This is a genomic window from Moraxella sp. K23 (assembly GCF_041154765.1).
Lineage (GTDB): Bacteria > Pseudomonadota > Gammaproteobacteria > Pseudomonadales > Moraxellaceae > Faucicola > Faucicola tetraodonis.
This window is the reverse complement of sequence record NZ_AP031595.1, coordinates 1633039-1652628: the sequence shown is the minus strand read 5'-3', so window position 1 is coordinate 1652628 and position 19590 is coordinate 1633039. Positions and strand designations below refer to the sequence as shown.

At 44.1% G+C, this 19590-nt stretch carries 17 protein-coding genes and 1 other RNA gene; 6 read left to right on the top strand and 12 right to left on the bottom strand.

Going from position 1 to position 19590, the window contains the following annotated elements; genetic code table 11:
- The first annotated feature begins 195 nt into the window (after window positions 1–195).
- Entirely contained in the window at window positions 196–1368 is a 1173-nt protein-coding gene (locus tag ACAM37_RS07265; protein ID WP_369625871.1) for an extracellular solute-binding protein, read from the top strand.
- On the opposite strand, the gene ACAM37_RS07260 is transcribed toward ACAM37_RS07265, so the two are convergent.
- Both ACAM37_RS07260 and smpB read right to left on the bottom strand, forming a co-directional pair.
- Window positions 1365–2156, bottom strand: a complete 792-nt coding sequence (locus ACAM37_RS07260) for a methyltransferase domain-containing protein (RefSeq protein ID WP_369625870.1) — start codon at window positions 2154–2156, stop codon at window positions 1365–1367. The genes ACAM37_RS07265 and ACAM37_RS07260 overlap by 4 nt on opposite strands.
- The gene (gene smpB / locus ACAM37_RS07255) at window positions 2153–2623 is read right to left on the bottom strand and encodes an SsrA-binding protein SmpB (protein WP_007115442.1); all 471 of its coding nucleotides are present in this window, start codon (window positions 2621–2623) and stop codon (window positions 2153–2155) included. Before smpB ends, ACAM37_RS07260 begins: the two co-directional genes overlap by 4 nt.
- A 390-nt stretch (window positions 2624–3013) precedes the next feature.
- Here smpB and coaD point away from each other — a divergent pair, with 390 nt between their 5' ends.
- From coaD to rnpB, 4 genes are all read left to right on the top strand, one after another.
- Window positions 3014–3538, top strand: coding sequence for a pantetheine-phosphate adenylyltransferase (gene coaD, locus ACAM37_RS07250; protein ID WP_135888323.1), 525 nt, complete (start codon window positions 3014–3016; stop codon window positions 3536–3538).
- A 43-nt stretch (window positions 3539–3581) separates the two neighbouring features.
- Window positions 3582–3845: a YfhL family 4Fe-4S dicluster ferredoxin gene (locus ACAM37_RS07245; protein WP_007115444.1), complete on the top strand. Its 264-nt coding sequence runs from the start codon at window positions 3582–3584 to the stop codon at window positions 3843–3845.
- A 65-nt stretch (window positions 3846–3910) separates the two neighbouring features.
- The gene (locus tag ACAM37_RS07240) at window positions 3911–4324 is read left to right on the top strand and encodes a PaaI family thioesterase (RefSeq protein WP_007115445.1); all 414 of its coding nucleotides are present in this window, start codon (window positions 3911–3913) and stop codon (window positions 4322–4324) included.
- 28 nt (window positions 4325–4352) lie between these two features.
- Window positions 4353–4707, top strand: an RNA gene (rnpB, locus tag ACAM37_RS07235) — RNase P RNA component class A.
- Window positions 4708–4840: 133 nt separating this feature from the next.
- Here rnpB and ACAM37_RS07230 read toward each other — a convergent pair.
- The 8 genes from ACAM37_RS07230 to hemB all read right to left on the bottom strand — a co-directional run bounded on the left by ACAM37_RS07230 (window position 4841) and on the right by hemB (window position 13789).
- Window positions 4841–5347 carry a BLUF domain-containing protein gene (locus ACAM37_RS07230; RefSeq protein ID WP_186303349.1) on the bottom strand — a complete coding sequence of 169 codons (507 nt, stop codon included), beginning with the start codon at window positions 5345–5347 and terminating at the stop codon, window positions 4841–4843.
- Window positions 5348–5610: 263 nt separating this feature from the next.
- Window positions 5611–6507: an acetylglutamate kinase gene (gene argB, locus ACAM37_RS07225; protein ID WP_312174781.1), complete on the bottom strand. Its 897-nt coding sequence runs from the start codon at window positions 6505–6507 to the stop codon at window positions 5611–5613.
- 61 nt (window positions 6508–6568) lie between these two features.
- Complete coding sequence (locus ACAM37_RS07220; RefSeq protein ID WP_369625869.1) at window positions 6569–8137, bottom strand: phosphomannomutase/phosphoglucomutase; 1569 nt, start codon at window positions 8135–8137, stop codon at window positions 6569–6571.
- Between the two features lie 112 nt (window positions 8138–8249).
- Complete coding sequence (gene dut, locus ACAM37_RS07215) at window positions 8250–8714, bottom strand: dUTP diphosphatase (RefSeq protein ID WP_369625868.1); 465 nt, start codon at window positions 8712–8714, stop codon at window positions 8250–8252.
- 194 nt (window positions 8715–8908) lie between these two features.
- Window positions 8909–9478 carry a porin family protein gene (locus tag ACAM37_RS07210; protein WP_369625867.1) on the bottom strand — a complete coding sequence of 190 codons (570 nt, stop codon included), beginning with the start codon at window positions 9476–9478 and terminating at the stop codon, window positions 8909–8911.
- A 399-nt stretch (window positions 9479–9877) separates the two neighbouring features.
- Window positions 9878–11917, bottom strand: coding sequence for a UvrD-helicase domain-containing protein (locus tag ACAM37_RS07205; RefSeq protein ID WP_369625866.1), 2040 nt, complete (start codon window positions 11915–11917; stop codon window positions 9878–9880).
- Between the two features lie 207 nt (window positions 11918–12124).
- A complete protein-coding gene (locus ACAM37_RS07200) occupies window positions 12125–12340 on the bottom strand; it encodes a hypothetical protein (RefSeq protein ID WP_369625865.1) in 216 nt (71 codons plus the stop codon).
- Window positions 12341–12784: 444 nt separating this feature from the next.
- Window positions 12785–13789, bottom strand: a complete 1005-nt coding sequence (hemB, locus tag ACAM37_RS07195; RefSeq protein WP_369625864.1) for a porphobilinogen synthase — start codon at window positions 13787–13789, stop codon at window positions 12785–12787.
- 150 nt (window positions 13790–13939) lie between these two features.
- Here hemB and ACAM37_RS07190 point away from each other — a divergent pair, with 150 nt between their 5' ends.
- Entirely contained in the window at window positions 13940–14548 is a 609-nt protein-coding gene (locus ACAM37_RS07190) for a thioesterase family protein (protein WP_313423856.1), read from the top strand.
- Between the two features lie 164 nt (window positions 14549–14712).
- Here the strand turns inward: ACAM37_RS07190 and ACAM37_RS07185 are convergent, their stop codons facing one another.
- Both ACAM37_RS07185 and ACAM37_RS07180 read right to left on the bottom strand, forming a co-directional pair.
- Complete coding sequence (locus ACAM37_RS07185; RefSeq protein WP_369625863.1) at window positions 14713–16242, bottom strand: efflux transporter outer membrane subunit; 1530 nt, start codon at window positions 16240–16242, stop codon at window positions 14713–14715.
- 76 nt (window positions 16243–16318) lie between these two features.
- A complete protein-coding gene (locus tag ACAM37_RS07180; protein ID WP_369625862.1) occupies window positions 16319–19582 on the bottom strand; it encodes an efflux RND transporter permease subunit in 3264 nt (1087 codons plus the stop codon).
- Window positions 19583–19590 lie beyond the last annotated feature (8 nt).

Below are 19590 nucleotides of genomic sequence, written 5' to 3'. Positions count from 1 at the left end.
CAAACTAGGGTTAAAAAACTATTCGTTCAAAGTTTTTTTAAGAATTACGTTGGGGCAAAATGCTATAATCATCCAAAGTTTTTTAGGCGCTCTATTGAGCGATGATGTATTTAGCCAGAATCCATCTAGCGATGGTGAGGCAAAGCTGTTGAAGAAGGTTAAGCTGTGTTGAAAGCAAGTGATGGGATGGGTTGTATGATAGGTCATAAGGTGCGTACCAATGTCAATGCGCAGTCATCAGCCATCAGCGCTTTGTTAATTGCCTCGTTGAGTATATCGGGTGCGACCTTAACTGCGTGTAGCCCGTCATCGACGCCGCCATCCACAACGTCACAATCGGCTTCGACCACCGCTTCGACCGCTAATGGCAATAATGCCAGTAATACCAATGCGACACCAAATGCAAGTATTGCGAGTGCGGCTGCTGCAGTGCCCAATCAACTCACGATTTACACCTCCATTGACAAAGCAGCGCTTGAGCCGTTATTAACTAGTTATGCTAGGCAAATCAATGTGCCGATTCATATCGTGCAAGATGAACCAATGTCAATTTTGGCACGGTTAAAAGCAGAAGGTGCCAATAGCCCTGCGGATGTGATTTTGACTGAAGATGCGGGTATTTTTAGTACCGCAGCCGAAGAAGGCTTGTTACAACCCTTTAATGCCGAAAAAGCAGTGGCGCATGTCCCAGAGCGTTACCGTGATCCTGATGGCAATTGGATTGCGTTATCTAGCTACGCACGTACCGCAGTGTATGATAGTCGTGTACTCCATACCAATGATATCTCAAGCTATGCCGACTTGTCTAAATTAAAATGGTCACAAAAACTGTGCCTAAGCCAAGGCAAATACATCCCTAATCAATCACTGGTGGTCAATCTCATCAATAATCTGGGTGATAAACGCACCCAAGAAGTGATGCAAGGCTGGCTTGCCAATCTAAGCATGCCCGTGCTGCTTGATGACAGTGAAGTGCTAAAGGCCATAGAAAGCGGTAAATGCCAAATCGGTCTGGTCAACAGCAACCACTACGGACGCTATCTGCAAGCGCACCCAGATACCCCGATTAAAATCAAATGGATCAATAAGGGCTACGGCGGCGTCAGTACCAACATCACAGGGGTTGCCATTGCGCATGCTGCCAAGCATACCGAGTTGGCGCTGGGGCTGATTGAATGGTTGGCTGCCAAAGATCAGCAATCGCTGTATGCCAGTTTAAGCAATACCTTTCCGATTGACCCTAATGCCGAAGCCTCAGTATTACTCAAGTCTTGGGGGGATATCGAAGTCAGCCCGATACCTGTAAGATTTTATGGCGAAAGACAAGCGCTGGCAGTCGATTCCATGCAGCAAGCGGGTTATTACTAATTAGCTTTACTCACCAAAAAATGCAAATAACGCCCTAGCCATTTATATGGGTCTTGCCCGCTATAGGCGACTTCCATCTCAATTACCGCTTGTGGATTGGTATGCCCACCACGCTTGAGCGGTGAGTAATCATGAAACACCCGTAACCCTGAGGTATGCAAGATTTGGTAATGATGGTCATTAATCCATGCAATCACCTCATCTTTTGCCACCGGGTGATTGGGCGTCAAACTGCCATTATCGGCTTTAAAATCTTTGTTATGTAGTAGATTAAAATTGCCCATCACCAAGTTACGATACACAAAGCTGGCAGGGTTATAAAAACACAGCGATAGCACCCCTTTTTCAGCCCCATCATCGACAAGCCACCGATCAAAAAAATCCATAATTAGTTTGGGCTCAGCCAACCACTCAAGCACCGCATGGCACAGGATTAAATCGTATTTGCCCGTTAATTTATCATCCAATTGCTGATAAGGACAGGTATGCCAGGTGATATTTTGTGCCGCCTCGCCTGCGTTTTGTTTGGCAATCTCAAGCATATTGGCGGAGATGTCATTGATGGTGACGTCATGCCCGTCTTTGGCAAGTTCAATACTGATTTGCGCCAAGCCTGCACCAACATCCAATACGCGAAGCGGTCGGGTGTGTGTCTGTTGCCAGGACTTTACCCAGCCAAAAATATCATGGCGCAGCACCGCTAGGCGGATTTCACCTTTTAAACCGCCGTATATTTTTTTTTCAAAATGCGCGCTGATGTCATCAAAATTGCGGTCTTGGTTCATCATACAAGATTTTTCAATCCGCGCTGTTTTTCGCGTTGATAATCACGCTCTTTTAAAGTGGCGCGTTTATCGTGCAGTTTTTTACCCTTAGCAAGGGCTATTTCGCATTTGACGCGTCCATGACTCCAGTACACTTTGAGCGCCACACAGGTATGACCTTTTTGGTTGACCATCCCAAAGAGCTTATCAATCTCGCGGCGGTGTAGTAGCAGCTTACGGGTGCGAAGGGGGTCAGCGACAATGTGAGTCGATGCCGATAACAGCGGCTGAATGTGCGCGCCAAACAAAAAGGCTTCACCATCTCTAAAAATCACATAGCTTTCGGTGATACGCATTTTACCCGCACGGATGGATTTGACTTCCCAGCCGAGTAGCTCAAGCCCCGCTTCAAAGCTTTCTTCAATAAAATACTCGTGACGCGCTTTTTTGTTGCTAGCAATCAGGCTAGGCATTTTTGGTTTTTTAGTCATTTAGGTTTCCTTGCTGCAACATCGCGGACGTACCCAATGCTGCACAGCGTGTGTTAATCATCTTATTGTAATAATCTTATTACAACAATTGGGTTGCCATAAATCAGTATGACAAGCCGTTTAATATGGCGATAAATCCCAATAAATCAATTCATAGATTTCGATTATTAAATTTAAGTTTTTGATTGCTAGGCGTTACCCTAATTTTTCATTAAGCTTTGGGTAAAATGCTGCAAAGCTGTCATGATAACACGCTAAACACAAATTGATAGTGAGATTTGATTGTTAATTGGGGTCAAATTTTGCTAGGATTAGCAACAAACTAGCAATCTTTGTTTTAGCCGTATTGTTAGCGCCAAATAGCGCCTTATTTATCATAAAGAGACAGCCATGTCAGCAGCCAGCCAGCCACTTGCCACCCCTTATACTAAAATTATCTATCCGGGTACATTTGACCCGATTACCAAAGGGCACCTTGATTTGATTAAACGCGCTTGCCGCCTGTTTGATGAGGTGATTGTCGCGGTGGCGATTGGGCATCATAAAAAACCGCTATTTACTTTAGAGGAACGGATTGGATTGGTAGAAAAAGCCTGTCATGATAAAGGCTTGAGCAATATATCTGTGATTGGCTTTGATGGGTTGTTGGTGGATTTGGCAAAGAATCAACAAGCCACAGGTGTACTGCGTGGATTGCGGGCGATGTCAGATTTTGAGTATGAATTTCAGCTTGCCAATCTCAATCGTGAACTAGACCCAAACTTTGAAGCGGTGTTTTTGACGCCATCGCAGCAATATTCTTTTATCTCCTCAACGCTGGTGCGCGAAATTGGCAAATTAGACGGTGATGTGAGTAAATTTGTACCGCCGTGTGTCGAAGAAGCATTTGAACGAAAAAAACAACAGGGTTGGTAAGTCGTGGTAAAATAAACGTTTCTTGGTAAATGTTTTAAAAGCTATGGCATTAATAATCACTGATGAATGTATCAACTGCGATGTCTGCGAGCCCCTTTGCCCCAACGATGCGATTTATGTGGGCGAGTTGATTTATGAGATTGACCCTGCGCTGTGCACCGAGTGTGTCGGTCATTTTGATGAGCCGCAGTGTTCGCTGTTTTGTCCTGTACCTGATTGTATCCCAAAAGATCCCAACTATCTAGAGACGCCAGCGCAGTTGCTGCTCAAATTTGAGCGCATCACCCAAACTAAAACCAGTCAATAAATTTTCACAACTGCTATTTTCACAGCGTCGATTTTTAACAACGCTATTGTAGATAAGGAATGTCTATGCCCGCCAATAAAGCAGAACTGAGTGCTTTTCTGAAGCAATCTTTCCCCCAAGCCAACTGCCATATCGAATCGGTTGGTAACGGTCAAGCCATTGTATCCCATCCTATCGGTGATGATGAATTACGACCGGGTGGCACGGTATCAGGGCCTGTGATGATGAAAGTGGCCGATGTGGCGCTATATGTGGCTATTTTGGGTGAAATCGGTATCGTGCCATTGGCAGTGACTACCAATCTTAACGTGTCTTTTCTGCGAAAACCCTCTGCACAAGCCAACCTTATCGCCAAATGCCAGCTTATCAAAGTCGGGCGCACGCTTGCGGTAGGCGATGTATTGATTTATTCAGAAGGTGATGACAGACCTGTGGCGCATGCAGTCGGTACGTATGCGTTGCCTGCTGACCGTGACTAAATAGATAAAGCCTGTTATAATGCTTGCCTTGGCAGACCAGACGAACGCTGCTTGCCCCTGTTTACAGTGGGTAAGGGGAGGAAAGTCCGGGCTACACAGGGCAGAGTGCCAGCTAACGGCTGGGGGGCGTAAGCCTACGACAAGTGCAGCAGAGAGTAGACCGCCTTAGCAATAAGGTAAGGGTGAAAGGGTGGGGTAAGAGCCCACCGCATGACTGGTAACAGTTCATGGCAAGGTAAACTCCACTCGTAGCAAGACCAAATAGGTGTCCGTATGGCGTTGCCCGCGTTGGACACGGGTAGGTTGCTTGAGCGTATTGGTAACGATACGCCTAGATGAATGTTCGTCCTAGACAGAACCCGGCTTATCGGTTTGCCATGCTTATTTTAATCAACCTATTGTTATCAATAGGTTTTTTATTTTTGTGGATGACAATAATACCGTTTTAACTTCCTGATTATCATAAAGCGTGATAGCTAACTTAATCTCCCGATTTAGTAGATTTGAGATTAGCCACTAACCTTGAAACGGCAGGGTGAAATTTCGGATACGCATAAAGCGTTTACTAAACAGTGATTTGATAGGTTTTTGCGGCGTGATGTAAGTGATTCTTTGCTCTGACATGATATCAATCAGCTTAACGACTTCTTGCATGTCCCAACTATACACATCAAATGATTCTATAAAAGCATGGTGTTTAAATGCATAGGAATGCTTGGATAAATCAAAACAACCCATAAACCAGTTGTCAAATATGGTATTTGAAATATAGCCTTGACCAATGAGTTTGATATGGGTGTGGCGATCATCTTGTTTTAACGCATGAAGTAAGTTTGCACACGCTAACTCATCGCCTTCATAATACTGAAAAAATTTACCCGCATCGTACAGCAAAAAACCAGTGATACCAGAGCTGGTATTGTTTTTGATAGATTGGTTCAGAATTTGGGTAAACGTATGTTGATTCAACGCCGCAGTCAGCGTTATCTCACTACAATAAGCCATAAAATATTTTTGTGACATCCCAACAGTCCTTGGTAAGTGGTACGTAAATATGAATTCCAAATAATTGCTATTATCTGCTACAGCCGCTTGCAACATTATATAAATTTGCAAATTAAAATAGTCATGATAGTCAATATTAGAAAAAATACCAATTACATTTGTGTTGTAATTCTAAAATCTATCCTATATTTGACCCATATTGTGAGCGAAAAAAAACCGCCTCAATCAGCGGCTTATTAACCCAAAAGCAACCCAAAAACATAAGTAACGCAAAAGTTACTTCAAGGATGGCGGCTGATGAGAGTACCAACGCCTTTATCGGTAAAGACCTCTAGCAAGGTCGCATGCGGGACACGACCATCGACAATCACCGCACTTTTTACCCCGTTTTTTACCGCTTCTAGCGCATAGCTGATTTTTGGAATCATGCCGCCAGAGATAGTGCCATCGGCAATCATCTCATCCACCTTGCTAGGGGTAAGTCCAGTGGCAACATTGCCTTCTTTATCAAGCACCCCTTTGATGTTGGTGAGTAAAATCAGTTTTTCCGCGAGCATGAACTCAGCGACTTTCCCCGCCACCACATCGGCATTGATATTGTAAGTATTGCCTTCATCATCCACGCCAAGCGGTGCGATGACAGGAATAAAGTTAGAGGCAATCATCAAATCAATCACATCACGATTGATGCTGACCACATCACCTACAAATCCCAAGTCAATTTGTTGTTGGTTGCCTTGTTCGTCCGTTTTGCTCATGGGTAATTTTTTAGCGCGAATGAGACTGGCATCTTTACCCGTTAAGCCAATAGCACGACCACCGTGTTTGTTGATGAGATTGACGATAGATTTATTGACGCTACCACCAAGTACCATTTCCACTACATCCATGGTGGCTTTGTCGGTCACTCGCATGCCATCAATACGGTCAGAGCTGCGCCCCAATTCTCTAAGCAAGTTATCGACTTGTGGACCGCCGCCATGGACGACCACAGGATGAATGCCTACGGTTTTTAACATGACGATATCTCTGGCAAAAGAACTTTCTAATATCGGATCAGTCATGGCATTGCCGCCGTATTTGACTACCATTACTTTACCTTCAAAACGTTGGATGTAGGGTAGTGCTTCAGTCAATACGTCAGCGGTATGCATGGCTTGCTCAAGATCTAATGCCATTTCAAATCCTTATATAATTTTGCTAGAGACGTTTTTTAAAATGCGATTTTACAAGCGGTGTTTATACAGGCTGAATTTGTGCGACTTGTTCGGCAAGATTGTCATCAATCGTACGACATAAGTCAACAAAAATAGATTGAATATGCCGCAGCTCAGCGACGTCATTGGCAGAAAAACGCACGGTCAAAAAACTGCCCGTATTTGACTTGCGTAAAATACCAAATCCCTCCGCAAAATCCAAGCGTAACCCATCAATCGTATTGACATTTTTGACCGCAAATGAGGATTTTAATCGTTTAAACGGCTTTTTCCCCAGTGCCGTGATACGGGCAATAACGGTTTGACCATAATGGTTATCCGCAATAGGTAGGTACATATCCGCCGTACTAATGCAAGTGGGCAAACTCGCTAGGATATCGTTAAGGCTGATAGGTTGATGGCTCAGCCAATTGAGCAAGCGGGCAGCCGCATACATGGCATCGTCATGCAGCACAAAATAACCATCGTTAAAAATAAAATGACCTGATAATTCACCTGCAAAAATCGCGTTGTCTGATTTGTTTTGTAGCGACTTTCGCATCAAGCTACTGCCAGTTTTGGTCATCATCGGGGCGGCGCCATGCGAAGCGATGAGATTGGGTACATGATGCGAGCATTTGACATCAAAAATGACTTTTTTAGCAATTGATGTGTCCACACTGGGCAATTCTTCAATGGCAATGCGAGAGAGTAGATAAAGCAAATTGTCAGGGCTAATCATCTGACCCTGTGCATCAATTACCATCACCCGATCGCCATCACCATCAAACGCCAAGCCGATATCTGAGCCTGTAGCTTTGACTGTTTGAGCTAACTGCGTCAAGCGATTGGATTGCGTTGGGTCTGGGTTGCCTTGGGGAAAATTGCCATCGGGGGAGGCGTTTAGCATGATGCAACGATAGCCAAGCTGGCTAAATAAAGTTTGGGCAAAGTCACTGGTCGCACCATGCATACAGTCGATGACAATTTGCTGAGGTGCATGAAAATAGGTAGTTTGAGTGAGTTTAGCTTGATTGATGTGAGTAAAAGCCTGCTCGATAGCCTGGATATAAGTTGCAAAAAAATCCTTGGGCGTTGTATAAGTAGTTTGCCTGATGGCATCAATAAGCCTGTCATCAGGTACCATGGCTTTGTAGCCAATTAAAGCCTCATAAAGCTGCTGCACATCATCACCGCTCGGCGACTCATGATTGATGAGCCATTTAATGCCATTGATATGCTTTTGCGAATGACTGGCGGTGACCATCAGCCCATTACCGGAAAATTGCTGTGCCATAAATGCCATCATCGGTGTGGTTGTCAGTCCCAACCACTGCACTACTAGACCTGCTTGCTGGCAAGCATAGGCGATATATTTGGCAATTTCTTGGCTTTGGTGGCGAGCATCATAACCGATGATAACCGTCGGTTTGGGCGCCGCTAACGTTGGCGTTGTTGCTGTCGTTTGGTGAGCATACACAAAAACCTCGGCAAATGCCCTTGCCAATGACCAGACAAAATCATCGGTAAATAAGGTGACATCACCACGAATATCGTAAGATTTAAAAAGGGATTTTTGCGGAAAAAAAGGATGAATAAACAGAGTATTCATAAAAAAAACATCTAATTGATTTTACACTACCAAAATCATAGCATTGAAATTTGGCAAAATAATTAAATACTCTGTTATAAATTGTTAAAAAAAAATGAGAGAACGGTAACAATTAATGGGTTCCCGTTGAGCCAAAACCGCCTTCACCGCGTACACTGATATCAGAAAACTCCGCTACAATCTCAAAGGTCGGACGTGCAATCGGCACCACCAAGTACTGCGCCATTTTTTCACCAGGTTGTAAGACATAATCGGTTTGACTACGGTTCCAGATAGAGACCATTAATTCGCCTTGGTAATCCGCATCAATCACGCCCGTCAAATTACCGAGGACGATACCATGCTTATGCCCTAGTCCTGAGCGCGGCATGACAAAACCGACATAATCAGGGTCTTGAATATAGATGGCGAGTCCTGTACCAATCAACTGACTTTCACCAGCTTTTATGCTGATAGGCTCATCGATACAAGCACGTAAATCTATGCCCGCCGAGCCGTCTGTTGCCCGATGAGGTAGGGGAAATTTATCATCATTACCAATTTTGGGGTTTAAAATCTTGACTTGTACTTGCTTCATGCTCACCAACTTATCTTAAATTTATAAAAAGATGTATAAAAACCACTCTATTATAAACCTAATTGGCACCATATTGAGCGAATACCAAAGTAAGTTTTCTTAACCAAAAAGAAGAAACCAAAAAAAGAGTAGCGATAAGCTACTCTTTTGTATTGATATCCAGTATTCATCTATTAATTCAATTAGCAATTCAATTAGAATTTATAGTGAGCACCGACAGTGACTAAGTCTGTATCAACTGAAACATTATTTGTTACGTCAACTGAAGGCAGACGCGTATATTCAGCTTCTACAGACGCATTTGGCGAAAGGTTGTAACCTAAACCGACACCACCTGCAAGACCTGACTCGTCATATTTATCATCACCAAAATCAACTTGGGTTTGCGCAATACCTAATTTACCTTTGGCATAAACATTCGATGTTGGGAATTGGTATTTATAAGTACCATATAAACCTGCCGTGTTAGTGCTAATTTCACCTACTTTCGTACCGCTAACTTTTAGATCTTCTTCTGAAGAATCTACATATTCAACTTCTGCACCAAAATTAGGAGTAAAATTATAACCTGCATACACACCATAAGCCGTTTGGTTGTCAGTATCAAGACGGTCAACATCAGTATTAAATTGACCCGCTTTGACACCGACATAAGGTTGACCGGTGTAGCCAACAGTATTGGTTTGATAAAGAGCAGCGTTTGCACCTGCAGTGACAACTGTACCTGCAATTAAAGCTAAAAGGGTTTTATTTAAAGTTTTCATCGTCTTCTCCTTTAGAAGTTTTTTGAAAAGCATCATAACAAGCCATGTAAAATTATTAGTTAAGTTAATTTGAATCTTTGGAATTCAAATATTGCCCTGCTTGTTTTGTTAAAGCCATCATAGCAAAATAAATTTAGATTACTGTCTGTGTTTAACAGGTCGGACGTTAAGTTATGAAATGAAATTTGCCAAAAAGGTAACTAAGCTACTTATTTGAAATTTTTTGTTACATCTCCTATCAAATACCTGTTTTTTAGGAAATATTTAGTTACATTTACTTGGATGCTTGGGTCAAATATTTGTCATACGGGCTGTTTTTGCATAAAAAAAGGACTTAAAGTCACCTTTTTTGCCCTTTCCTCTACGCCCTTTCTTTTATGCCGTTTTTTTATCAATTAATTATTTGGCGGCTTTGCTTTTGAGTAACGCTTGAATATTGGCCAAATAATCATCTGCGGTTTTCTTGGGTTGATGCGCTGCCGCTGATTTTTTCATGCCAGGGGCATCGATATGTTCTGCCGGCAGTTCGTCGATAAATCGGCTAGGGGTGGTGGTTTTCATTTGCCCGCCTGCACGGCGCTGTGCAGCCATCGTCATGGTCAGCTCTTTACGGGCACGGGTAATCCCCACGTACATCAAACGTCGTTCTTCCTCGATGGATTCAGCAATAATGGAGTTTTTATGCGGTAATAACTCTTCTTCAAGTCCCATAATATAGACATAATCAAACTCAAGCCCTTTAGCGGCGTGTAGCGTCATCAGATTGACTTTATTGGTATTTTCCTCTTCCTGTTGCTGCTCTAGCATATCGAGTAACACAAGCTTACGAATGACTGCATCAATGGTGCGATCATCGTCATCATCCGCGCGGTTAATCAGGTTTTGGATACTGGCGTAAAGCGTCTCGATATTATCAATACGAATTTTTTCTTGCTGTGGGGTTTTTGCTTCGCTTCGTACCAAATCAATATAGCCAGTTTCATCAATCATTTGCTTAACCAGCGGCACAGGGTCGGGATGCTGGTATAGCTCTTGGGTATAACGCTCAATAAAATCAGCAAATTCTTTAAGCTCACCACTGGCTTTTTTGGGTAACACATGCGTCAGTCCACTATGACCACTAGCCATCAAGAGCGAGACTTGGTGTTCTTGGGCAAATAGTCCGAGCTTTTCAAGACTGGCAGGTCCAAGCCCACGTTTTGGGGTATTGATAATGCGTAAAAAGGCACTGTCGTCTTCAGGATTTAGAATCAAGCGCAAATAGCTCATGATGTCTTTGATTTCACTACGGGCAAAGAACGACGTGCCGCCCGATAACTTATAAGGAATTTGCAGCTGACGTAGCTGGGCTTCCAACATACGCGCTTGAAAGTTACTACGATACAGTACCGCATAATCTTGCCAGTCATTGGCATTGCGAAGTTTGTGAGTGATAATTTCTTTGGCAACGCGCTCTGCTTCATCATCATCGTTACGACAATTGATGATGCGAATCAGCTCGCCATGCCCTTTATCTGACCATAATTTTTTTTCAAATAAATGCTCATTATTGGTAATCACTGAGTTGGCAGCGTGCAAAATACGCGACGTAGAGCGATAGTTTTGCTCAAGCTTAACCACCTTTAATTTGGGAAAATCCTCTTGCAGCAGTGCCATGTTTTCAGGTTTTGCCCCACGCCATGCATAGATGGATTGGTCATCATCACCCACCACCGTAAAACGCGGCTGCACGCCAACGAGCAGTTTAATCAATTCATATTGCGCGGTATTGGTGTCTTGGTATTCATCTACCAATAGATAGCGTATCCGATTTTGCCATTTGTCACGTACTTGGCTATTTTCTTGCAACAGCCGTGTCGGCATTACAATTAAGTCATCAAAATCCACCGCATTGTAGGCACGTAGGTTACGCTCGTAGAGTTGATACAGCGTTGCAAATAGCATATCTTCAGGGTCGGTCAGCGTATCCGCTGCTTTTTCAGGCGGGATGAGATCGTTTTTCCAATCCGAAATCATTTTGATAGCTTTACCAACCAATTCACGGCTCTCGGCACCGCTCATGTTGTCACGTACCATCAAATCCATCAACAGCCGCTTGCTATCTTCGGCGTCCATGATGGAAAAATTGCCTTTAAGCGGCGTATGCAATAACTCGTAACGTAAAAACTGCAAGCCAAATTGGTGAAACGTCGAGACAGTTAAGCCTTTGGTTTTATCACTTGGCAATAATTTTTGCACACGGGCTTTCATCTCGCGAGCCGCTTTGTTGGTAAAGGTGACCGCAGTGATACGCTCAGCTGGCATTTGGCATTCTTCAATCAGATAAGCGATTTTACGGGTAATCACTGATGTCTTACCCGAACCTGCACCTGCCAGTACCAGCAAGGGTCCAGAGACATATTGCATGGCTTCTTGTTGGCGAGGGTTTAATTGGCTCATAGTCGCTTCCACCGTTAATAAAAGTTGCTCAGTAAAAAATGGACAATCGACTATTATAGTCTAAAGCGCAAAAGATAAGGGCATAGTTGACGGTAAAATTTTAAGAATTAATCCGTGCAATAATCCATAAGCCGGTGGTCATCAATGACTGCCATAAAAAAAAGATGCGGCATCGCATCTTCTATTAATTGAATTGATAACAATATATTAATTATGGGTAGACAATACCACCTGTTGGCTTGGCTGATTTAAGGTACTAACAACCGCATCAGTCGGACTTATCGATGGCTGGCTATCTGTTGTCAAATCGCTTGACAGTTTAAAGCTGAGTGCCAAAAATGACATCATAGCCACTGCCATCATGGCGTTTTTAATTGGGCTATTAGAAATCGAACTATTAGAAATTGGTTCATTACTCATCATCTTATCCTCGATTAATCAGCTAGCAGATACCACTCTCGTCTTTTATTTGTTATTAACCCCATTATCTGCTTATTTTTTTCAAAAATATAATGCCAAAAAGTAATCAATTATTACAAAACGCTAAAAGTGACGCCAAAAAAGGCTCGTCCAAAATTAGTAAGCCAAAATTAGTAAGCTTAGCCAATAGGGGTAAATAAAAGTGTATATTGTTGCTTTACCTTATTGTGCATGAAATTGAGGGATAAACTAAGTTTCTATTTAGTAAATAAATGGGTAAAAAAATAATTAAAGTTAACAGATTTGTTAGTGTCTATGACATTAAGTAACTTTTTATCACGCTTGTTAGCGCGCTCGATGCTTTTAAGTTAATAAATGTAACATAAAAAAAAGCGACACGGATTGATAAGCCAGTGTCGCCTTTAGTTTTAATCAAACTTTAGAACGTTATTGATTGAGCTGCTTGGCGGCTGTCATTGCAAAATAAGTTAAGATACCGTCGGCACCTGCACGGCGAAACCCTAACAGCGATTCCAAAATAACGTCCTCGCTTAACCAGCCGTTTTGTATCGCTGCCATGTGCATGGCATATTCACCTGATACTTGATACGCATAAGTCGGTACGCCAAACGTGTCTTTGACCTCGCGTACCAAATCAAGGTAAGGTTGACCTGGTTTTACCATGACCATGTCCGCGCCTTCTTGGATGTCGAGGGCGACTTCATGCAGGGCTTCGGCGCGATTACCAAAATCCATTTGGTATTGTTTTTTGTGTCCGCCTTTAAGGTTGCCTGCGCTGCCAACGGCATCACGAAACGGTCCATAATAAGCAGATGCGTATTTGGCAGAATACGCCATAATGGCGGTATTAATGAAATTTTCTCCATCCAATGCTTGGCGTAGCGCGGCAATACGCCCATCCATCATATCGCTTGGTGAGATGATGTCTGCGCCTGCCCGGGCGTGGCTCAGGGCTTGTTTGGCGAGGATGTCAACGGTGATGTCATTGAGCACGTAGCCATTGTCATCGACAATACCGTCTTGACCATGACTGGTATAGGGGTCGAGTGCCACATCAGTCATCACCACCATCTCTGGCACAGCATCTTTAATCGCTTTGATAGCAGTGCAGGCAAGACCGTTCTCATCATAGGCGTGTTCAGCCTGTAGCGATTTAAGGCTTGGGCTAATGACAGGGAATAAATCAATGGTGGTGACGCCTAGACTGAGTAATTGCTTGGCATACTCAATCAGCAAGTCTACGCTCAAACGCTCAACGCCTGGCATGCTTGCCACAGCTTGGCGCTGCTGTTTATCCTCAATGACAAACACGGGCGCAATCAGATGCTTGGGTTCAATGCTGGTTTCTTGCACCATGGCGCGGATATTATCGTTGTAACGTAGGCGACGTAAGCGAGTATTGGGGAATGAACGGTTAAAAATATAACTCATGAAGACCTCTGGTTCTCGAGTGAAGCTTATTATCAAATAACGTTATCAAGTAACGCAGAAATTGTATAAGGCTAAATAAGCAAAATTTGCTAGAATGATAATTTTTTAAAAAGCTATCTTACCACAATCTACTTACGCATGGAGGGCACCGTGAGTTTAAACCCTGTAAATGCCAATCAATTAGCCGCTCAGTCATCGACTGACAGCACTAATATGACTGACACGATGTCTAAAGAAAATGACGAGCATTCTGATTTGGCAAACGAGTCGCAACTGCAGCTCAATGAAGACAGTGAGCATCACGCCATCAGCAAACCTAGTATTGATGTGCTAGGGCAGCAGCTCGCTAACATCATGTCGCAAAGCCCGTTTGTGGCGCATACCTTTACTACCTATCATTATGAAGATGGCAAAGTATATGGTAAGGTCAAGTCCAATCCCGCCCTCATCGGCAATCCAAATTTTGAGATTTTGCATGGCGGTATGACGGCGACGCTATTAGATACCATAGGCGGGCTTGAAGGGATGCTTGAAATCTATCGTCGTGACCAAGGCACATTTGAAGAGCAGACCAAAAAAATCAAACGCATGGCAACCGTCGATTTGCGTGTTGATTATCTAGCCCCTGGGCGCGGTCATGAGTTTATGGTCACAGCCGAAGTAATTCGTATGGGACGAAAAGGCTGCACCACGCGGATGATGTTGGTCAATGATGAAGGAAAACTCATCGCGCATGGCATCGCCAGTTATGCGTTTTAAAGCAGCCATTCATAGTAAAAAACCCATAAAAAACCCACAGTAATGTGGGTTTTTTACTATAACAGCTTATGGCTAATCTAATGCACTAGATCTAATGAGCTAGCTCTAATGTATTAGGGTTGAACGGTGGTTGTAGTGGTGGTTTTAGTAGTCACTTGGCTAGGTTAATGGGCTACATCAGTAATTTTTTGCTGGGCATTATTGGCAACCTGTGACAACTTGGTGCTGAAATTTGTATGTTTTTCTATGGGTGTTTCGAGTGGTACATCGCGACTCACGCCGCCACCTAAAACTTGGTATAGCTGGATTTGACTGAGCAATTGCGACTGCTTGGTATTTAGGATATTTTGTTGGCTACTGTAAATCGAACGCTGTGCATCTAATACGCCCAAATAATTGTCCAGACCTGCCTTGAAGCGCGCTTGAACAATTTGATAGTATTTTTGGTTGGCAGCAAGCGACTGGTTGTACGCGGTCAACTGCTGATTTAACGTTGCGCGATTGGCAAATACGTCATTGACTTCTTTAAAAGCGGTTTGAATCGCTTTTTCATAAGTATTTAGCGCTTGTTGTTGCTCGATTTCACTCACTTGGTAGTTGGCCTTACGTAGACCTGCATCAAAAATCGGCAAGCTCACACTCGGTCCAAAACCCCAGCTAAATGCGCCTGTTTTAAACAAATCGCCTAAGCTTGAACTGGCAGCACCCACATTGCCCGATAGGCTAATGATTGGATAAAACGCCGCGCGCGCGGCGTTAATATTTGCCCCTGCGGCTTTTAAGTTATATTCCGCTTGACGCAAATCAGGACGATACAATAACAAATCACTGGGTAAGCCCGTGCCAAAAATACGATTATTGGTGATGCTACTAATGCCCGCTGCAGGTAGTAGGCTATTATCCACCGGGGCGCCTACTAGGTAGCGTAGGGCATTTTGGTTGGTCAACAAATTGGTTTGTGCTTGGGCGATAGACACTTTGGCGGCTTCAACCGCCGCTTGGGCTTGTACGCTAGTTAGCTGCGAATCAAGACCTGCTTTAAAACGCAGCTGGTTAATGCGAAGTGAATCCTGGCGCGTGGCTAAGGTTTGTTTGGCAAGTTGCAGTTGTGCCAGACTATAGCTGTACGCCACATAGCTTTGCGCAATGTTACTAATCAAGCTAATTTGCGCGGCATCTTTGGCAGCAGTGGTGGCAAGATAATTTTGTAAGGCGGCATCTTTGAGGCTCGCAATACGTCCCCAAAAGTCAAACTCGTAGCTTGACATTGCCAGACCGACATTGTAAGTACTACTAGGATTCGCATCTCTTGAATTTGTTGCACCGTAAGAATATGAGCCAGAACTATTGATAGTGGGCACATCGGCGATGTCTTGGATTTGATACTGCGCGCGGGCTTTTTGAATCGCTAAAATCGTGGCACTGATGTCTTTGTTATTGTCTAACCCCAATTGAATCAGTTGTTTTAGCTTGGCATCACTATAAAAATCCTGCCAACGCTGAGACGCGATGCTCGGCTGATTGGTGCCGCTGACGGTCTGACTGTCATAGGTCTCATAAGGCTGATTAATTGCGATATGCGGCTGCGCCACGACAGGCTCAGTTTTGGCTTTTGGAATGGTCTGACAAGCGGTGAGCGATAGTAGGGTGGCTACTATAGCGGTCAGGGGCACTAGGCGAAAGGTAGAATCCATATAACTTACCTGTATAAACATAATGTGTTTGTTATTGTAAAAGATTAAATGGGTAAAATGTTTACCCATTTATGTCTTATTGATGGTTGGATTGTGAACTGTCCTCAGGCTTATAGATGCTCACCTGTGGGGACTGTGTGACAGCGACAGGTTCAGCAGGATTAGGTGAGTAGGGTGATACGGGTTGTAAGTCACCATCATTACCATCATTGGGGTCATGCGGTTTTTTACCTTTAATCAGTGAACGTACCCACACATAGAACACTGGGATAAAGAACACCCCTAGGATAGTTGCACTGACCACGCCGCCTAACACACTTGTACCAATCGCATTTTGGCTACCTGAGCCTGCGCCCGTTGCCAAGAATAAGGGTACCACACCAATACCAAACGCCAATGATGTCATGATAATCGGGCGTAAGCGTTGGCGAGCAGCGACCGTAACCGAGTCATATAGATTATGTCCCAAATCTTGTCGTTCTTTGGCAAATTCAATAATCAAAATCGCATTTTTGGCTGATAAACCGACAACGGTCAGTAGACCCACTTGCAGATAAATATCGTTTGAAAGCCCGCGTAAACCGGTAAACAGCGCAGCACCTAATACCCCAAGTGGCACAACAAGCAGCACTGCAAAGGGAATTGACCAGCTTTCATACAGCGCAGCTAAACATAAGAACACCACGAAAATCGAAATCGCGTACAGCATAGGTGCTTGGGCGCCCGATTTTTTCTCTTCTAATGATAAACCTGTCCATTCATAACTGATGCCTTTTGGCAGTTTGGCAATCATTTGTTCCATCGCAGTCATCGCTTGACCGGTACTAAGTCCTGGCGCTGCGTTGCCTTGCAAGTTCATCGATGACAAGCTGTTATAACGCGTTAGCGTAGGTGAACCATACTGCCATTCACCGGTAGCAAATGAGCTAAACGGAATCATCTGATTATCACTGTTGCGTACATACCACTTGTTGATGTCCTCGGGGGTGGTACGGCTCTCAGCTTCACCTTGCATATACACTTTTTTGATACGACCACGATCCATAAAGTCATTGACGTAGCTACTACCCCAAGCGGTACTAAGAACACTGTTAATCAGGCTCGGCGCGACACCCATCGCAGCAGCAGCATCATAATTGACGTTGACTTTATATTGGGGTGAATCTTCTTGTCCATTTGGACGCACGCCACTGACTTGTTTACTTTGCGCCGCCATGCCCAGTAGCATGTTACGGGCTTGCAGCAAGCCTTCGTGACCTAAGTTGCCGGAGTCTTGTAGCTGCAGATCAAAACCCGTTGCCGTACCCAAACCTTGAATAGCAGGCGGTGAAATGGCATATACTTGGGCTTCATTCACTTGGGTCATAAAATAACCCATGGCACGTTTGGCAATCGATTGCGCGGTATTTTCTTTACCAGGGCGCTCATCCCAATCTTTTAAGCGTACAAATGCCAATCCCATGTTTTGCCCTTGACCGGCAAAACTAAAGCCATTGACCGTAAATACAGACTGCACAAGGTCTTTTTCTTGGGTTTTATAATAGGCGTTGACCTTTTCGATAACCGCTTGCGTTTGATTTTGGGTACTACCGGCAGGCAGTTGCACCAATGTAAACAGCACACCTTGGTCTTCTTCGGGAATAAATGAACTTGGAATACGGGTAAATAAGAACACCAATGCCGCAATCACCAAGGCATAAGGAATCATATATAGCCAGCGCATTTTGATACTGCGACCCACAAAGCTTTCATAGCCTTTACTAAGACGCATAAACATACGGTTAAATGCGCCAAAGAAACCGGTCTGATGCCCGCTGTGTTTGTCATGGGCTTTAGTGCGTTTGAGGATAGTCACACATAGGGCAGGGGTGAAAATCAAGGCAACTAGGGCAGATAGTACCATGCTGCTGATAAGCGTCACTGAGAACTGTCGATAAATCACCCCAGTTGAGCCGCCAAAGAATGCCATCGGTAAAAATACCGCCGACAAAATCAAGGCAATACCAATCACCACTTTACTGATTTCGCGCATCGATTCACGGGTGGCTTCCAGTGGCGTCATGTCTGGATTTTCTTCCAGCAAACGCTCAACGTTTTCGACCACGACAATCGCGTCATCGACTAATAGACCGATGGATAACACCATGGCAAACAGCGTCAACACATTGATGCTATAGCCAAATGCGTACAAAATACCAAACGTACCCAGTATTACCACAGGTACTGCCAACGTAGGAATAATCGTTGCGCGCCAGCTTTGTAAAAACAAGAACATCACTAAGAATACCAGCGCAATCGCTTCAGCAAGTGTTCTGACTACTTCCTCAATCGACAAACGTACAAATGGCGTGGTGTCATAGGCAACTGAGGCTTTTAAGCCCGCAGGAAAATTAGGTTCAAGCTCTTTAAGTTTGGCTTCTACGGCATCACGTGTGCTTAAAGCATTGGCGCCAGATGACAGTGAGATACCGATACCTGCCGCATCTTCGCCATTGTAGCGGGCAATCTCGCTGTAGCTTTCACTACCAATTTCCACTTTGGCGACATCACCCAAGCGAATTTGCGCACCATCTGTATTACTTTTAAGCAAAATATTACGAAATTGCTCTGGGGTTTGTAAGTAACTTTGCACGGTCACTGTGGCATTAATGGCTTGACGGGCTTCGTCAGTGGGTGTTTGTCCTAGCTGACCGGCTGATACTTGCGCGTTTTGCGCTTGAATTGCGCTGGTGATATCCGAGGGTATTAAACCATAGGTACGAAGTTTTTCAGGGTCTAACCAAATACGCATGGCATACGCAGAGCCAAACACATTGACGTTACCTACACCCTCGACACGGCTGAGCTGGTCAACCACGTTGGAGTTGAGATAATCGGCAATATCGGCACGATCCATACTGCCATCTTCAGATGTCATCGCCAGTACCATCAAGAAGCCACTCGTGGACTTATTGACGTTGACCCCCATGCGCTGCACCATCTCTGGCAGCGAACTCATGGCAGATTGCAGTTTGTTTTGGACTTGGACTTGTGCCGTATCGGGATCTGTCCCGTTCTCAAAGGTCAAGGTAATTTGTGCAGCGCCACTGGATGATGAACTTGAGGACATATACATCAATCCATCAAGCCCTTTCATTTTTTGTTCAATCACCTGAGTGACGGAGTCTTCAATGGTTTGGGCAGCGGCACCTGGATAAGTTGCTGAGATACTAATGGTAGGTGGGGCAATACGTGGGTACTGCTCAATCGGTAATTTAAAAATTGCTAAGATACCCATCAGCATGATGAGCATGACAATCACCCAAGCAAAGATGGGTCTATCAATAAAAAAGCGTGACATGATATCTC

Excerpts from the sequence above, each read along its gene's own strand:
- ACAM37_RS07245 (WP_007115444.1), top strand. The coding sequence starts at position 3,582 with ATGGCATTAATAATCACTGATGAATGTATCAACTGCGATGTCTGCGAG.
- coaD (WP_135888323.1), top strand. The coding sequence starts at position 3,014 with ATGTCAGCAGCCAGCCAGCCACTTGCCACCCCTTATACTAAAATTATC.
- ACAM37_RS07205 (WP_369625866.1), bottom strand. The coding sequence starts at position 11,917 with ATGAGCCAATTAAACCCTCGCCAACAAGAAGCCATGCAATATGTCTCT.
- ACAM37_RS07180 (WP_369625862.1), bottom strand. The coding sequence starts at position 19,582 with ATGTCACGCTTTTTTATTGATAGACCCATCTTTGCTTGGGTGATTGTC.
- ACAM37_RS07240 (WP_007115445.1), top strand. The coding sequence starts at position 3,911 with ATGCCCGCCAATAAAGCAGAACTGAGTGCTTTTCTGAAGCAATCTTTC.
- hemB (WP_369625864.1), bottom strand. The coding sequence starts at position 13,789 with ATGAGTTATATTTTTAACCGTTCATTCCCCAATACTCGCTTACGTCGC.
- ACAM37_RS07220 (WP_369625869.1), bottom strand. The coding sequence starts at position 8,137 with ATGAATACTCTGTTTATTCATCCTTTTTTTCCGCAAAAATCCCTTTTT.
- ACAM37_RS07210 (WP_369625867.1), bottom strand. The coding sequence starts at position 9,478 with ATGAAAACTTTAAATAAAACCCTTTTAGCTTTAATTGCAGGTACAGTT.
- ACAM37_RS07265 (WP_369625871.1), top strand. The coding sequence starts at position 196 with ATGATAGGTCATAAGGTGCGTACCAATGTCAATGCGCAGTCATCAGCC.
- smpB (WP_007115442.1), bottom strand. The coding sequence starts at position 2,623 with ATGACTAAAAAACCAAAAATGCCTAGCCTGATTGCTAGCAACAAAAAA.
- ACAM37_RS07185 (WP_369625863.1), bottom strand. The coding sequence starts at position 16,242 with ATGGATTCTACCTTTCGCCTAGTGCCCCTGACCGCTATAGTAGCCACC.
- dut (WP_369625868.1), bottom strand. The coding sequence starts at position 8,714 with ATGAAGCAAGTACAAGTCAAGATTTTAAACCCCAAAATTGGTAATGAT.
- ACAM37_RS07200 (WP_369625865.1), bottom strand. The coding sequence starts at position 12,340 with ATGATGAGTAATGAACCAATTTCTAATAGTTCGATTTCTAATAGCCCA.
- argB (WP_312174781.1), bottom strand. The coding sequence starts at position 6,507 with ATGGCATTAGATCTTGAGCAAGCCATGCATACCGCTGACGTATTGACT.
- ACAM37_RS07260 (WP_369625870.1), bottom strand. The coding sequence starts at position 2,156 with ATGATGAACCAAGACCGCAATTTTGATGACATCAGCGCGCATTTTGAA.
- ACAM37_RS07230 (WP_186303349.1), bottom strand. The coding sequence starts at position 5,347 with ATGTCACAAAAATATTTTATGGCTTATTGTAGTGAGATAACGCTGACT.